Origin of the sequence: Nocardia sp. NPDC049737, assembly GCF_040674755.1 — a bacterium.
Lineage (GTDB): Bacteria > Actinomycetota > Actinomycetes > Mycobacteriales > Mycobacteriaceae > Nocardia.
The window spans coordinates 1-14,137 of sequence record NZ_JBFANH010000029.1; the positions used below are offsets into that span (position 1 = coordinate 1).

Here is a 14,137-nt window from a genome sequence, read left to right on the forward strand (position 1 = left end):
GCCGCCTCCCGATGGCGCCGACGCCACCAAACCCGCGTCCGACAAACCAAATACCATCGACAACGACTGTCACACAACGAAATACAACTGTCGTGCTAGCACGACAGTTGTATTTTGTTGTGCTGCAAGAGAGTTGATTTGGGGTAGTTTGTCTCGGGTGCTGGATGATGTTGTGGCCGAGGATCTTTCGGCTTGGCGAGCCGGTTTCGATGGGGTGTTCGCACGGGTAGCGGGGGTGTTCTATCGGGCAGAGCCGCGGCGGTGGGCGCGGCTATCCGACGGGGTTGCTGGCGCCGGCGGAGCGCAAGAATTCCTGGCAGCTGGCCGACGCCGCCAGCGTGGTGGAGCCGGACGGTTTGCAGCATTTCCTGAACCGGTCACGCTGGAGTGCTGTGCCCCCAAGGGGGCACGGTCGTGACCTCTTAGTTGGGCGTGCGACTGGTGAAATCGAAGGAGCCGCTGTCGATGCCCCAGGAGATGATTCGTTCGGGATGGATCCGAATGATCGAGCGTTCCTGGGGAGGGAACGGCGGCTCCTGGTCGTCGAGCGCCTCGGCCGTGCCGCGCACTTCGATGCCGCGAATAACGTACGGGTCCAACGAGACCTGCTGGTCGACGACGAACGAGACCCGACTGCCTGCCTCGACGTTGCGGTACTTACGGCTGTTGCGCATGCGCATACCGCCGATGTCGATGGTGCCGTCGGCGTTCACCCGATAGCTGGTCGGGTTGTTCTGCACGACGCCGTCGGGCGATACCGTGGCCAGCCGCCCGATCCCGGCCTCCGCGAGGAACTGCTGCTCATTCGTAGTGAAAGTCACCGATGAAGCGTAGTTGGAAGCCTCGGCAGCGCCCTCACCTCTTCCCAGAAGTGGTTCATGTCGGGCATTCCCGGTCAGATCGCGGATCAGGACGTCGAATGTGGGTGCGTCTGGCCAACTCGGTTTGGTGATCCCGACGCGGGTCCAACCCCAGCTTCGATACGCTCGGTAGGCGCGGTCGTTCTCCGGTTCGACCAAGAGGGTTGCGCGTTGCTCGGGTCGGTTGTTCAGCAGCTCGTCGTGCAGGGCTCGGGCCAGGCCTTGCCCGGTGTGGTTCGTGCACACCATGATTTCGGATAGTGCGAAGGTGCGGGTGCCGTCTTCGGTGGTGAAGGCGTCGCGGTCGGTGATGGTGCTGTCTGGCCGAAAGTTCTTCCACCATGCCGCATTTGGGCCGAGCGTCCATCCCCATGTTTGTCCGGCTGGTTTCCCGTCCCGGTATGCGATGACCATAGCGAATGCGTGGGCGCGGGTGGGTGAGGTGTAAGTGTCGAAGCGATGCATGAACTGCTCCGGCGAGTCGAACGGGTCGCCGGATGCGATCGCATCCACGTAGGACCGGCTATAGATGTCGGCCACGGTTGCGCGGAGCTCGCGGGCCTGTGCGGCATCGAGGTGCTGGAATACGACTGCGTCGGGCCATTTCATGCGTTGATCGCTGTCTGCGTGAGAGCGTCGAATCGCTGACCGAACTCCGCGCCAATGGACAAAGTGGCTGTTGCGCGCCGGACGGGTACGAGGACCTTGACGGTGCGCGGTGACGAAACCGCATTGCCCAGATGCTGTATCACAGGCATCGCTTCAGCCAGGGCACCCGGGAAGTCCCCGGTCGCAGCCCGCGCCGACGCCAGCCATGCCCGCGCGTTTACTGAATTCCGAACGGACGCTTGGTCACTAACGGCAGCCTCCAGCAAGTCCACCGCCTTTGCGAGGTTGCCAACCCGTCCATATCCGCGCGCTTCGTGGCCGCGTACCTCGGCATGGCCGACGAACCGCAGCCAAGCCGGACATTCTTCGATGGGCTCGTGCTCCACAGCCTGGTCTACCTCACGCCACGCGGTTGCGATGGCACGACCGAACGCGTTGCGATCCCCGAGCAGACCCACAGCCTGCGCCTGCCGGATTGCGATCAAGGCGTGGATCCGTCCAGGAGGTCTGCCCCGCATAAGATCTCGCGCTCGATCGACCAGCTTCAACGCATGGTGTGGGCTTGCCTGTCCCATTTGGGTGAGCGCGATCGATTGATTCGCGGCATATAAGCATGTGTGCGCGGTCAGATCGGGATCATCTGCCTGACTGGCCAGCGCCATCGCATCGGAGAAGCAGCGCCGTGCGAGCGGGTGCATGTCCGCATCGAATGCCAGCCACCCGGTCATTACGGCGAGTTCGCCAGTCGCACTAGCGAATGCGTCGCCCGCCGCCGAATCGAACCCGCATGTTTCCAACTGGTGCTTGGCGCGGGCGAGTCCCTCCACGGCGCAGCTCACCAGCGGTGCCCCACCAGCTCGCTGATCCTCACAGACCAGTTGGTCCACGCGGTCGAGCAGACGCCGCGCATCGGACATGCCGATTCGCTCCCTGTTGAGATCCCACGAGTCCAGGACCATAGCGGCACCGGTTGCCGCAGCTAACTTGCTGAACTCCCGCCGTTTCACGTCACCATCGACTTCCCACGCATAGACACCGAGCGAGCCGCCAGGCCGATCAGACAAGGCGTCGGCCTCATACACGCCAGGATGCACCGAAACTGCCGAACGCGCTTCGGTGACGGCCGCCCAAAATCGTGCGGCCTGGTCGTCGTTCAGTCGCACGAGTTCGCTGTCGAGGTCCTGTGCGGACTTGCCGCGCACTGGACGGTTGTCGAGCGAACGCTCCCATTTCCGCACGGTCACCGGCTGGTAGCCGAGTTGCTCCGCGAACGCTTCCTGCGTGAGTCGCAGAGCGGCAATGCGAAGAGCCTTGACTTCAACACCCGTCCAATTGGTAACGATCATGGCCACCCCTGTTCGCGTCCACAACGCTCGGTATCGAAAGCGTATTACTTGTGTGCGGTTTCGTGGCTGGGATCGAAGTGGCCGGTCGGCGACGCTTTAGGGGCACCCGGGTGTCGGGTGCCTGATCTACAGCTACGGGGAGGGATCACGGTGAATTCGAAACTGCCGCACCGATATCCGTTTGTCGGGCCGCCTGCTGCGTACAGCGGCGCTACGGCCGATGTCGTCGAGCGTTTTGCGGATGCCATCCGCGAGTGGGCTGGGCACAAGGAGCGCCGAGGTACCGAGTCCACGCCAGCCGCACACCGTGAGGGCGCATGATGCGACGAGATCGGTTGCGTACCACGCAGACTCAGGATGGTTGCAAGGTTGCGGTGTGGCGGTTGGTCGAATGTTCGGCTCGGGTCTTGCGTGTCGAGTTCACTTCCGAGTCGTTCGCCGCGTATTGCTTGCCGTCGCGCGCGCCGCTGACGGGGGTGCAACACGGAACGGTCGTGTTCGATCCGTATACCGATTTGGCGGCCGCGCGGGATTTGCTGCCCAAGCACGGTGATCTGTGGGACGCGCTTCGAGACGACTACTGGGCGGCGCTCATGAACTGCAAGGACCTGCCGAATCCATTGGAGGCGTAGGCAGATGTCCGAGAGTTCTCGCGATGAGATCGCTGCGTCGGTGCGCGCGTTGCTGGCTGCTTTTCACGAAGAAACGCATTTCAAGCTCGACCTTGCGCCAGCCGACAGTTTGCCGATCTACGAGCGCGCAGCCGATGGCTGGCTGTGTCGAGTCGGTGAGGACGGCTGGCTCCTGGATGCCGACAAGAGCGACACGATCGGGGACGAGTCGACCAGCGTTCGCAACGCAGAAGCCTGATCGAGCGTTCAACCGTCGTCCGTGCCGCGCCGTGCTGCGTTCGCGATAAACTGGTCTTTTCAACACACGTGACACGGCAGTTGGACACCAGGGAGACCCCAGCCCTGCTCGCTGAACGATGCACGTCAGATCAGACGCTCACAGCTTCCGGTCCTTGATCCAGAACATGCCACGGCCTGATTCCGCAGGCGCGCGCACCTCGCGTGGTTCGATCCGGTCGAGCCGGTATCCGAGTCGGCGGGGTACTGCCGCGCTGCGAATATTGGCTTCGTCACAGTGGATTTCGATATGGCCGATACCAGGTAGGGATGACGCGATTCGCGTCAGTGCGGCGGCGGAGCGCGTGATCACTCCGCGGCCGGTATGCGCGATATGGCACCAGTACCCGATTTCCAGCGTGTGCGGCCCGACGCGGTCGTGGATTCCGATCGCACCGAGTAAGGTCCCCTCGGCGTCGAAGATGCCGTAGTTGCAGCTTCCGTGGGGGCTTGGCCAGCTAGTCGCCATCGTGTCGCCGAAGGCACGATGCTGCTCGAGTGTCATGGGTTCAGCGAGCCAGTCCATCCATGGATGGAGGTGGTCGAAGGAGACGGCGACCGCCTCGAAGCGCAGCATCAGATCCTCGGGCTGCCAACGGCGCAGCAGCAGGTCACCCAGGTCGATCTGCTGAGGCGGCGCAATTCCGGACGCAAGCGCGGCTGGTTGCTCGGTGCCCATCCTGGGATGTTGGCAGCTGATCCGATCTGAGGCAACGCAATAACGGGTTGGTCGGGATTCCCCGGATCGGTAATGCACGCCAGGAGCCTGTTGCGCCGCGACTTACCTGGCGAACCGCAACTCGCCACCTTTCCGCGGAATGGTCAGGCGCCTAGTTCTTCGGCGAGGAACCGACCTGTTTGACGTAGCGGTGAGCAGGAACCGATACGGGCCCATCGGGCCCAGGGGCCTGGTGGCTGAACAGTCCCTCATCGACCCACCCGTTGCGCGTGTAGAAAGCGCGGGCTCGGGTGTTGCCCGGAACTACCGCCAGCCAGGCGCGGGAATGACCGCCAGCACGTATGCGCGCCTCGGCGGCGCCGAGCAAGGAGGCGGCGATTCCGGTTCCGCGGTGGTGGCGGGATAGATAGACCTGGTCGACTTCGTCGTCGAGGGTCATGACGAAACCGGCTACCTGGTCGGCGATGATCGCGACAACGGTGTCGTCGATTCGCTCGGCGGCGCGTACGCCGAACGATTCCTGGGGCCGGACGGCGATGAGTTCGTCGGGGACATTGCCGAGGTGGGCATCGCGCCAGCCTTCGTACCAGATGGCCGCGATGGATTCGGCGTCCTCGGGCCGGGCGAGGCGCAGGTGCGGGGGATCGGTCATCAACGCAATGTAGCCCGGCGAGGGTTGACATGAACCCTGGTTGAGGTTGAAGGCTGGGGGTATGAATCGACCGGCTGAATTCTGGAATGCTGCCTATGACAACGGGTCCGCGCCGTGGGTGATCGGGGAGCCGCAGCCCGCGGTGCTCGAACTGATCGAGCGGGGGTGGATTCGGGGTGCGGTGCTCGATGTTGGGTGTGGTGCCGGTGAGCACACCATTCGGTTGACCGAGCTCGGTTATGACGTGCTCGGACTGGATCTGGCACCGAGTGCGATCGCTTATGCCAGAGAAAATGCACGCGAGCGCGGGGTTGCCGCGCGGTTCGAGGTGGCCGATGCGCTGGATCTCGGGGATGAGCCCCGCTACGACACCATTCTCGACAGTGCGCTCTTCCATGTTTTCGCTCACGACAACGGCGATCCGACCGATTATCTGCGCAGCCTGCACCGGGTCCTGAAGCCCGGCGGGTATCTCCACATCCTCGCGCTCTCCGACGCCGAACCCGGCTTCGGCCCGCGCATCAGCCGCTCCGCGATCACCGACGCGTTCGGTGCGGGCTGGGAGTTGGAGGAACTGGAGGTCGCACGCTATCGGGGACGCGTCAGCGAGGCGGTCGTCGAGGCGGAGGAACTCGGTCTCACGCCGGGCAGCATTGTCGACGAGGCCGCCTGGCTCGCCCGCGTGCGCCATTCCTAGCGCTGTGCAAACACCGACCCTGGTGGACTGTGCATCGGGTCGCGGCACTGCCTGCCGTGATCCGATCGCCAATGGAAAGGGTCATTTGTCATGACATACACCCGTACCGGATTCGTGCGAACAGCTGTTGCGCTCGGCGGTCTGCTGGCGGCGGGGGCGCTACTGGTTCCCGGAACCGCTTCGGCGCAACCGGGCCTCGGCGGCGGACTGATCGAGACGACATGCAGCTTCGCGCAGGTGGATGCGGCCATTCATGCCGAGGCGCCCAAGCTCGCCGAACGCCTGGACAGCCATCCCGATCGCAAGGCGAAGCTGCAGGAATTCCTCGGCCTGCCGGTCGAGCAGCGCAAGCAGCGCGCCCAGCAGTGGCTCGATAACCACCCGAACGCGCGGACCAAGATCGAGGAGAAGCGCAACTCGCCCGAGGGCCAGCAGAAGATCGACAAGCTGCGGCAGATCGCGAACACCTGCCACAACTACTGAGTTGAACGCGGGCGGCGCTATCCGGCGTCGCCCGTTCGGTTCTCGATGGTGACCGTGACAGTGAGTCCGCCTTCGGCCCGCCCGGTCGCCCGGACTTCGCCGCCGTGCGCGTGCGCGACCGATCGCACGATCGACAGCCCCAGCCCCGCGCCCCGGCTGTTCGGTGCATGCGCCGTTTCGGGTTCCCGTTCGCCGGAGGCGAGTCTGCGGAACGGTTCGAAGAGTCCGTCGACTTCGAAGGCAGGCACTACCGGGCCGGTATTCTCCACGACGAGTTGCGCATTGCTGCCTGTGCTAACCGAACTGATTGAAACCCAACCGTTTTCGGCGATGTTATAGCGAATCGCATTGTCCACCAAGTTCTGTGCCAGACGTTCCAGCAGTACCGGATCGCCCGAGACCCGAGCCGACGCTATATCGGTGCGGATCTCGATACCGGCCCGGTCGGCGGCATCGCCCGCGACAGCGACCACCCGACGGACCACCTCGGCCAGATCGACCCGACTGCGCTCGATGAGGCGCTGCTCACTGCTCGCGAGCACCAACAATCCGTCGATGAGTCGCTCGTGCCGGCTATTGACCTCCAAAAGCGTTGCTCCGAGGCGACGCGTCGATTCGGGTGCCTCGGGATCGTCCAGCGCCACCTCGATCAACGTGCGATTGATGGTCAACGGTGTGCGCAGTTCATGTGAGGCATTGGCGACGAAGCGGCGCTGACCGTCGAAGGCGCGATCCAATCGCTCCAGCATGGCGTCGAAAGTGTCTGCGAGATCCTTGATTTCGTCATCGGGTCCGGTCAGCGCGATCCGCTCGTGCAGGCTGCGATCGGCCACCCGTCGCGCGGTCGCGGTTATCTGCTGTAGCGGATGCAGGGCTCGCCCGGCCAGCAGCCAACCCAGTCCGCCCGCGACGATCCCGATCGCACCGAGGGAGACCAGCGACCAAACGAGCATCGCCTCCAAGGTGTCGCGGCGCTCCTTGGCGGCCTGCGCGGTCAGTGCCGCGTACAACTCCTCGGTGACGATCGGCCGGTTCCGCTTGGCCAGGTACTCGCGCACGAGGATCTGGGCACCCATGCCGTGTCGCCGATCCAGCGACCGATCGAGATAGAAATACATCAGCGCAACCAGAATCGCCCCCGCGATGAAGAACGCGCCCGCGTACAGCAGGGTGAGCCGGAGCCGAATGGTGCGGCCCCTCATCGGATGCGATACCCAACGCCCGCCTCGGTCTCGATCACCGGCGGATCGCCCAGCTTCCGCCGCACCATCATGATCGTGTATCGCACCACCCCCGTGAACGGATCGATGTTCTCGTCCCATGCCTTCTCCAATAACTGCTCGGCCGACACCACCCCGCCATCGGCACGCAATAGTTCGTCCAGTACCGCGAACTCCTTGCGCGACAACGAAACCGGCTGCCCGTCGCGGGTGACGGTCAGCCGATGCGGGTCGAGCCGAATCCCGGCCCGCTCCAGCACCAATGGTGTCGCGGGACGCGCGCGCCGCCCCAGCGCCTGAATTCGTGCCACCAATTCGGAGAATGCGAACGGTTTGGTCAGATAGTCGTCGGCACCGAGTCCGAGCCCCGCGACCCGCTCGGCCACCGCGGCGGCAGCCGTCAGCATCAGGATCCTGGCATCGCTGCCCGCCTCGGTGAGCGAGGTGCAGACGGTATCCCCGGATACCTTCGGTAGATCGCGATCCAACACGATCACGTCATAGTCGTTCACCGCGACTCGTTCGAGCGCATCCGCGCCGTCGTGCACCACATCGACCGCCATCGCACGCCGCCGCAGCCCGTGGGCTATCGCATCGGCCAGCAACCGTTCGTCCTCGACCACCAGTACCCGCATTCGACCATCGTGCCTGTTGTCGCTGTTAGGGCGCTGTTAGTGCGACAGAACCCGCGTCGAGTTGGCGATTTCGGCGCATCCGGCGATGCGGAGTGATTCAATCTGCTCGGTGTGCGCTCTGTAGTAGCTGATAGCAGTGAAAGGAGTTCAGATGACAATGTCGGTCGCCGACCGCATATTCTTTCGCGTCAACCGATTCCACAGGGAACGGGTCGCGATCGCATGGGGCGGACGGCATATTCTGCACGGTCGTGAACCGAGGCCGGGTGACGTCGTGCTGACCAGCAACGACTATCTCGCGCTCGCCCACGAGCCGCATATCGTCGGCGCGATGTGCGCGGCATTGCAGTACGCGAGCGGGGGAGCGCCGCCGTCGGGCGTCTTCCTACACGGTTCCGACCATCCGCAGATCGCGCTGGAAAAGACACTTGCCGAACATATGCGGGCGGCGGGCGGAGTTCTGTGTCAGTCGGGCTGGGATGCGAATGCCGGATTGATGCAGTCGATCGCCGATGCGCATACGCCGGTCTATGTCGATCACATTGCGCACATGTCGCTCTGGCATGGCGCGAAAACCGCTGGTGCGCCGGTATATTCGTTCCGACACAATTTTCCGGGCCATCTGCGCGACGAGATCCGCAAAAACGGACCCGGCATCATCGCGGTGGATTCGATCTATGGCACCAACGGGAGCCGCTGTCCGCTCACCCAGATCTGTGATGTCGCCGACGAAACCGGCAGCGTGCTGGTGGTCGATGAATCGCATTCGCTCGGCACCGACGGGCCCTACGGTGCGGGCATGGTGGTCGCGCTCGGCCTCGCCGACCGGGTGCCGTTCCGGATCGCCAGCCTCGCAACGGCTTTCGCGGGCCGTGCGGGATTCGTCGCCGCGAACAATATCGATTTCGTCGACTACTTCAAGATGGAATCCGATCCCGCCGTCTTCTCCGCGACACTGTTGCCGCACGATATCGCCGGTCTGGCCGCGACGCTCGAGGTGATTCGCATCGACGATTGGCGGCGGGTCCGGCTGCGCGAGATATCCGCTGTCGTGCGGCGCGCGCTGTTGGCGTTGGAATTCGATCTGGAGGGTTCGGCCAGCCATATCGTCGCGCTGCAGACCGGTTCGGATGAGCGCACCATCGCGATCCGCGACTTCCTGGAGGCTCGCGGCGTTTTCGGTTCGATCCTGTGCTGGCCCGCCACCGCGCCCGAACACGCGCGCATCCGCTTCTCGCTGCACGCGGGGCTCACCGATATGCAGGTGGAGCGACTGATCCAGGTGTGCGCCGAGGTGCGCAACAACTTCGGCGCGATGGCTCCGGTGCGTCACGAAAGGCCGATGCCCGTACCGCCTGCACCGCAACTCGTGCCGACTCGGTGAGCTATCAGGCGGCCGTCGCACGCGGAAGGATCACCGTGAAGGTCGCGCCGTTGCCCGGCTCGCTGTCCACGCTCACCCGGCCACCGTGCGCCGCCACGAGAGCCTGCACGATCGATAGCCCCAAACCTGTTCCGCCACTGGCCCGGGTGCGCGAGTCGTCGGTGCGATAGAACCGTTCGAAGACTCGGGCGGCGGCATCCGGCGGCAAACCGGGGCCGGTGTCGATGACGTCGATGCGCACATCATCGGCGGATGGGGTGAGCCGCACGGTGATCGCGGCGGTGGCCGGAGTGTGGGCCAGCGCATTGCCGAGCAGATTGGCCAGCACCTGACGCAATCGCGCCTCGTCGCCGGTCACGTCCATGGTGCCGACGCCCGAACGGACCTCCAGGGTGATCGGGCGTTGCGGTTGCTGCCGTGCCGCCATGGCCTGCGCATTGTGCACCCCATCGCCAGCGAGTGTCAGCAGATCGACTTGACTGCGGTCGAGTGGGCGTCTCGCGTCCAAGCGCGCGAGCATGAGCAGGTCCTCGACCAGCAGGCCCATGCGTTCGGCCTCGGCCTCGATGCGGCCGACCACCATGGACGCATCCGTGCTCGCGCCTTGGCGGTAGAGCTCGGCGAAACCGCGAATGGTGGTGAGCGGGGTGCGCAATTCGTGGCTGGCGTCGGCGATGAACTGGCGCATCCGGCGTTCGGAGCGTCGGGCGTCTTCTTCGGAGGCCTCGGTGGCGGCGACGCCGTGCTGAATCTGTGCGAGCATCGCGTTCAATGACCGCGCCAACCGGTCGACCTCGGTATCGACACCACGTACCGGAACGCGCCGGTGTAGGTCGCCGCCCGCGATCGCCGCCGCGGTCTTCTCGACGTTGCGCAGCGGCCGCAGGCTGCGTCGCACGACGAAATATCCGACCACACCCAGCGCGATCAGCGCGGCCGCTCCGGTGCCGAGTTCGAAGTAGATCAATCGCGATACCGTCTCCTGGTTATCGGTGAGCGGCAGCGCGATGGTCGTCGAGCCGTACTGGTTGCTGGTGGTCAGGGCACGCCACCGCACCTCGGAGCCGTCGGTCGAGCCGACGGTCGTGGGGACCGATGCCGATCGCCCATTGGTATCCGGCGTGGTGCCGATGCTGGCGACGGTGACCGAGGTGCCCGGATAGATCTGTCCCTCGGGGCCTTTGTGCAACTCGTAGAAGCGGCGTGGTTGATCGGTGAACAGTCGCGGTGTCGGCGCCTGCGGCAGGTCGGCCGGAACCCATACCGTCGCACCGTCATTCGTGAGGACCTGCTTCATCTCGCGTGGCTGGGCCCACGAGCGTGCGGCATCGTAGAGCTGCTCGTCGGTGCGCGCGGTCAGTGACCGGCTCAAAGCGGAGGTCACCGCGAAACCTGTGGAAACCAGCACCATGGCCGCCAGAAAGACCAGGGCGACAACAAGTCCCACCCGCAGCGGGATGGCCGAGACCCGCCGCGCGAGTGATCGGCGCAGTCTCATATCCGACTCGGCTGCGGTGCGCGCAGCACATAGCCGACGCTGCGCAGGGTGTGGATGAGCTTCGGTTCGGTCGTATCGACCTTGCGCCGAAGATACGACACATACGACTCGACCACCCCCGCATCACCGCCGAAGTCATAGCGCCACACGTGATCCAGGATCTTCGCCTTGCTGAGCACCTTGCCCGAATTCACCATGAAATACCGCAGCAGCGTGAACTCGGTGGGTGACAATGCCACCGGTACACCCGCTTTCCAGACTTCGTGACTGTCTTCGTCGAGTTCGATATCGCCCACCGTGATGCGGGAAGACAGGTCCGCGACGGCATCCCGGCCCGACCGCCGCAGGATCGCACGCAACCGGGCGATCACCTCTTCGAGGCTGAACGGTTTGGTGACGTAATCGTCGGCGCCGAGCGTCAGCCCGGTGAGTTTGTCGTCGACATCGTCGCGAGCGGACAGGAACAGCACCGGCGCATCGACCCCGTCCGCGCGCAGCCGCCGCAACAGCCCGAAACCGTCCATGCCCGGCATCATCACGTCCACGATCAGCGCGTCCGGCCGGAACCGGCGTGCCTTGTCGAGCCCGTCCGTCCCGCTGATCGCGGTGACCACCTCGAACCCCTGGAATCGCAGACTGACCGCAAGGAGCTCGACAATCATCGGCTCATCGTCGACGACGAGAATGCGTGCCTCCGGCTCTGCTCTGCTCATTCCACAAGCGTGACGGGCCGAGCAAGGCCGCAGCTCGAGACAAGCTGGGTGTTGGCTGTGAGCGTGGCGCAGCTGGGCCTACTGTTCCGCTCATATCTCTGTTTGCTAAACTATGAAATCAATGTATTGCTGTCGATACTCGCATCGGACCGGAGGATGGTTCACCAAGTGCCGGGATTGAGCAGGCCGCTCTATCAGATGAAGGCCGACTTCTTCAAAACACTCGGACATCCAGTGCGGATCCGGGTGTTGGAGTTGCTCAGTGAGCGCGAGCATGCGGTGTCGGAGATGCTGCCCGAGGTCGGGGTCGAGGCGGCGAACCTGTCGCAGCAGTTGTCCGTCCTACGCCGCGCCGGGTTGGTGACGGCGCGGCGTGAGGGCCTTTCCGTGACGTACGCGCTGACATCGCCGCGGGTCAAAGAACTGCTGGTCGCGGCTCGTGCCATTCTGACCGGGGTGGTCGCCGGTCAGGCCGAATTACTGGAGAACCCGACTGAGAGCGCGCCGACCGGCGTACACACCTGATCCGAAGTCAGCGCGAACTCGATGGCTAACCCGTGACCGCTGATTGCATATTTTCTAAACTAGATACCTAGATAGTTTCTGAGGAGAGTCACGTGACCGATCGCTCCGCGTCCACCACCCTGGCCCCGCAGGCCCCGACTCGGCATCCGGGCATCATCGCCTGGGTGCAGGAGATCGCCGAGCTGACCGCGCCGGATCGCATCATGTGGTGCGACGGTTCGCGGCAGGAATGGGACCGCCTGACCGCGGAGCTGGTCGACAAGGGCACCTTCGTGCGCCTCGATCGCAAGCCGAATTCGTTCTGGTGCGCGTCGGATCCCGAGGACGTCGCGCGGGTGGAAGACCGCACCTTCATCTGCTCGCAGGAGCAGTCGGATGCGGGCCCGACGAACAATTGGGTGGACCCTGTCGACATGCGCACGGTGATGACCGAACACTACCGCGGCGCGATGTCCGGCCGGACCATGTATGTAATCGCCTACTGCATGGGTCCTTTGGCTGCGGAGGAACCGAAATACGGTGTGCAGATCACGGATTCGGCGTATGTCGCGGCCTCGATGCAGATCATGACCCGCTCCGGCGAGCCGGTGTGGAAATCCCTCTCCGAAGACGCCGAATTCGTCAGATGCCTGCACTCCGTCGGTGCACCGCTGACGCCGGGCCAGCCGGATGTGCCATGGCCGTGCGATAAGACGAAGTACATTGCGCACTTCCCGGAATCGCGCACCGTCTGGAGCTACGGCTCGGGCTACGGCGGCAATGCGCTGCTGGGCAAGAAGTGCTTCGCGCTGCGGATCGCCTCGGTGCTCGGTCGCGATGAGGGGTGGCTCGCTGAGCATATGCTGATCCTGAAACTCACCTCGCCACAAGACAAGACGCACTACATCGCGGCAGCGTTCCCGTCCTCGTGCGGTAAGACCAATCTCGCGATGCTCGAACCGGCGCTGCCCGGCTGGAAGGCCGAAACCGTCGGCGACGATATCGCCTGGATGCGGTTCGGTGCGGACGGTCGCCTGTACGCGGTGAACCCGGAGGCCGGATTCTTCGGCGTCGCACCGGGAACCGGTGTCAAGACCAACCCCAATGCGATCGCCACCATCGATGGTGGCAACTCGATCTTCACCAATACCGCGCTGACCGACGACCGTGACGTGTGGTGGGAGGGCGCGACCGACCAGCCGCCCGCGCACCTCACCGACTGGCGTGGCAAGAGCTGGACACCCGAGTCGGGTACCCCTGCGGCACATCCGAATTCGCGTTATTGCACCCCGATCGAGCAGTGTCCGTCGGTGGCCCCGGAGTGGAACGACCCTATGGGCGTGCCGATTTCGGCGATCTTCTTCGGCGGGCGCCGCGCCAACACGGTGCCGCTGATCGCCGAATCCTTCGACTGGGCCCACGGTGTATTCGTCGCGTCGACGTTGTCGTCGGAGACCACCGCGGCGGCGACGGGCAAGGTCGGTGTGGTCCGACGTGATCCGATGGCGATGCTGCCGTTCCTCGGCTACCACGTCGGGGACTATTTCGCGCACTGGCTGGCGCTCGGCGCTGGCGCGGATGCCACGAAACTGCCGAAGATCTTCCAGGTCAACTGGTTCCGGCGAACCGCCGACGGCAAATTCCTGTGGCCGGGATTCGGTGATAACGCACGGGTGTTGAAGTGGGCGCTGGAACGCATCGAAGGTAGCATCGAGGCGCAATGGACTCCGATCGGTCATGTGCCGACCGCCGACTCGCTCGACCTCACCGGCCTCGACGAGGACTACCGGGGGCTGATCGGTTCGGCGTTGGCGGTCGATACCGAGGAATGGGTGGCCGAGACACGGTTGATCGATGAGTGGTACGCCACCATCGGAGGCAACCGCCTTCCCGAGGTATTACGCGAGCAACTGGCCGCGCTGAAGCTACGCCTACTCGGCAACCGCTGA

The 14,137-nt window shown here is 64.4% G+C and carries 15 protein-coding genes; 7 read left to right on the forward strand and 8 right to left on the reverse strand.

Translation table 11 applies throughout. From position 1 onward, the window contains the following. Positions 1-422: 422 nt before the first annotated feature. Positions 423-1,469 (reverse strand): PPOX class F420-dependent oxidoreductase, encoded by a 1,047-nt coding sequence (locus AB0J47_RS32055; RefSeq protein ID WP_364354605.1) that lies wholly within the window; start codon positions 1,467-1,469, stop codon positions 423-425. Beyond that, a complete protein-coding gene (locus tag AB0J47_RS32060) occupies positions 1,466-2,815 on the reverse strand; it encodes a hypothetical protein (protein ID WP_364354608.1) in 1,350 nt (449 codons plus the stop codon). Before AB0J47_RS32060 ends, AB0J47_RS32055 begins: the two co-directional genes overlap by 4 nt. A 494-nt stretch (positions 2,816-3,309) precedes the next feature. On the opposite strand from AB0J47_RS32060, the gene AB0J47_RS32065 reads away from it, so the two are divergent. Further along, complete coding sequence (locus AB0J47_RS32065) at positions 3,310-3,447, forward strand: hypothetical protein (RefSeq protein ID WP_364354611.1); 138 nt, start codon at positions 3,310-3,312, stop codon at positions 3,445-3,447. Between the two features lie 40 nt (positions 3,448-3,487). Beyond that, positions 3,488-3,685 carry a hypothetical protein gene (locus AB0J47_RS32070; RefSeq protein ID WP_364354614.1) on the forward strand — a complete coding sequence of 66 codons (198 nt, stop codon included), beginning with the start codon at positions 3,488-3,490 and terminating at the stop codon, positions 3,683-3,685. Positions 3,686-3,823: 138 nt separating this feature from the next. On the opposite strand, the gene AB0J47_RS32075 is transcribed toward AB0J47_RS32070, so the two are convergent. Beyond that, positions 3,824-4,402: a GNAT family N-acetyltransferase gene (locus tag AB0J47_RS32075; protein WP_364354617.1), complete on the reverse strand. Its 579-nt coding sequence runs from the start codon at positions 4,400-4,402 to the stop codon at positions 3,824-3,826. A 151-nt stretch (positions 4,403-4,553) separates the two neighbouring features. Then, positions 4,554-5,054, reverse strand: coding sequence for a GNAT family N-acetyltransferase (locus AB0J47_RS32080; RefSeq protein WP_364354620.1), 501 nt, complete (start codon positions 5,052-5,054; stop codon positions 4,554-4,556). Between the two features lie 61 nt (positions 5,055-5,115). On the opposite strand from AB0J47_RS32080, the gene AB0J47_RS32085 reads away from it, so the two are divergent. Continuing rightward, entirely contained in the window at positions 5,116-5,751 is a 636-nt protein-coding gene (locus tag AB0J47_RS32085) for a class I SAM-dependent methyltransferase (RefSeq protein WP_364354623.1), read from the forward strand. A 90-nt stretch (positions 5,752-5,841) separates the two neighbouring features. Beyond that, the gene (locus AB0J47_RS32090) at positions 5,842-6,234 is read left to right on the forward strand and encodes a hemophore-related protein (protein ID WP_364354626.1); all 393 of its coding nucleotides are present in this window, start codon (positions 5,842-5,844) and stop codon (positions 6,232-6,234) included. A gap of 17 nt (positions 6,235-6,251) precedes the next feature. Here AB0J47_RS32090 and AB0J47_RS32095 read toward each other — a convergent pair whose 3' ends face one another. Both AB0J47_RS32095 and AB0J47_RS32100 read right to left on the reverse strand, forming a co-directional pair. Beyond that, on the reverse strand, positions 6,252-7,436 hold the full coding sequence (locus AB0J47_RS32095) for an ATP-binding protein (protein ID WP_364354629.1): 1,185 nt from the start codon (positions 7,434-7,436) through the stop codon (positions 6,252-6,254). After that, positions 7,433-8,089, reverse strand: coding sequence for a response regulator transcription factor (locus AB0J47_RS32100; RefSeq protein WP_364354632.1), 657 nt, complete (start codon positions 8,087-8,089; stop codon positions 7,433-7,435). Before AB0J47_RS32100 ends, AB0J47_RS32095 begins: the two co-directional genes overlap by 4 nt. 151 nt (positions 8,090-8,240) lie before the next feature. On the opposite strand from AB0J47_RS32100, the gene cqsA reads away from it, so the two are divergent. Further along, positions 8,241-9,473, forward strand: coding sequence for an alpha-hydroxyketone-type quorum-sensing autoinducer synthase (cqsA, locus tag AB0J47_RS32105; protein ID WP_364354634.1), 1,233 nt, complete (start codon positions 8,241-8,243; stop codon positions 9,471-9,473). Positions 9,474-9,477: 4 nt separating this feature from the next. Here the strand turns inward: cqsA and AB0J47_RS32110 are convergent, their stop codons facing one another. Then, a complete protein-coding gene (locus AB0J47_RS32110) occupies positions 9,478-10,971 on the reverse strand; it encodes a HAMP domain-containing sensor histidine kinase (protein WP_364354637.1) in 1,494 nt (497 codons plus the stop codon). Next, positions 10,968-11,684 (reverse strand): response regulator transcription factor, encoded by a 717-nt coding sequence (locus AB0J47_RS32115; protein WP_364354640.1) that lies wholly within the window; start codon positions 11,682-11,684, stop codon positions 10,968-10,970. The genes AB0J47_RS32110 and AB0J47_RS32115 overlap by 4 nt, the downstream gene beginning before the upstream one ends. A 156-nt stretch (positions 11,685-11,840) precedes the next feature. Here AB0J47_RS32115 and AB0J47_RS32120 point away from each other — a divergent pair, with 156 nt between their 5' ends. After that, complete coding sequence (locus AB0J47_RS32120) at positions 11,841-12,209, forward strand: metalloregulator ArsR/SmtB family transcription factor (protein ID WP_364354643.1); 369 nt, start codon at positions 11,841-11,843, stop codon at positions 12,207-12,209. A gap of 92 nt (positions 12,210-12,301) precedes the next feature. After that, positions 12,302-14,137 carry a phosphoenolpyruvate carboxykinase (GTP) gene (locus AB0J47_RS32125; RefSeq protein ID WP_364354646.1) on the forward strand — a complete coding sequence of 612 codons (1,836 nt, stop codon included), beginning with the start codon at positions 12,302-12,304 and terminating at the stop codon, positions 14,135-14,137.

Coding starts and splice junctions, on each gene's coding strand:
- AB0J47_RS32115 (WP_364354640.1), bottom strand. CDS start 11,684: ATGAGCAGAGCAGAGCCGGAGGCACGCATTCTCGTCGTCGACGATGAG.
- AB0J47_RS32060 (WP_364354608.1), bottom strand. CDS start 2,815: ATGATCGTTACCAATTGGACGGGTGTTGAAGTCAAGGCTCTTCGCATT.
- AB0J47_RS32110 (WP_364354637.1), bottom strand. CDS start 10,971: ATGAGACTGCGCCGATCACTCGCGCGGCGGGTCTCGGCCATCCCGCTG.
- AB0J47_RS32090 (WP_364354626.1), top strand. CDS start 5,842: ATGACATACACCCGTACCGGATTCGTGCGAACAGCTGTTGCGCTCGGC.
- cqsA (WP_364354634.1), top strand. CDS start 8,241: ATGACAATGTCGGTCGCCGACCGCATATTCTTTCGCGTCAACCGATTC.
- AB0J47_RS32095 (WP_364354629.1), bottom strand. CDS start 7,436: ATGAGGGGCCGCACCATTCGGCTCCGGCTCACCCTGCTGTACGCGGGC.
- AB0J47_RS32055 (WP_364354605.1), bottom strand. CDS start 1,469: ATGAAATGGCCCGACGCAGTCGTATTCCAGCACCTCGATGCCGCACAG.
- AB0J47_RS32120 (WP_364354643.1), top strand. CDS start 11,841: ATGGTTCACCAAGTGCCGGGATTGAGCAGGCCGCTCTATCAGATGAAG.
- AB0J47_RS32100 (WP_364354632.1), bottom strand. CDS start 8,089: ATGCGGGTACTGGTGGTCGAGGACGAACGGTTGCTGGCCGATGCGATA.
- AB0J47_RS32075 (WP_364354617.1), bottom strand. CDS start 4,402: ATGGGCACCGAGCAACCAGCCGCGCTTGCGTCCGGAATTGCGCCGCCT.
- AB0J47_RS32085 (WP_364354623.1), top strand. CDS start 5,116: ATGAATCGACCGGCTGAATTCTGGAATGCTGCCTATGACAACGGGTCC.
- AB0J47_RS32080 (WP_364354620.1), bottom strand. CDS start 5,054: ATGACCGATCCCCCGCACCTGCGCCTCGCCCGGCCCGAGGACGCCGAA.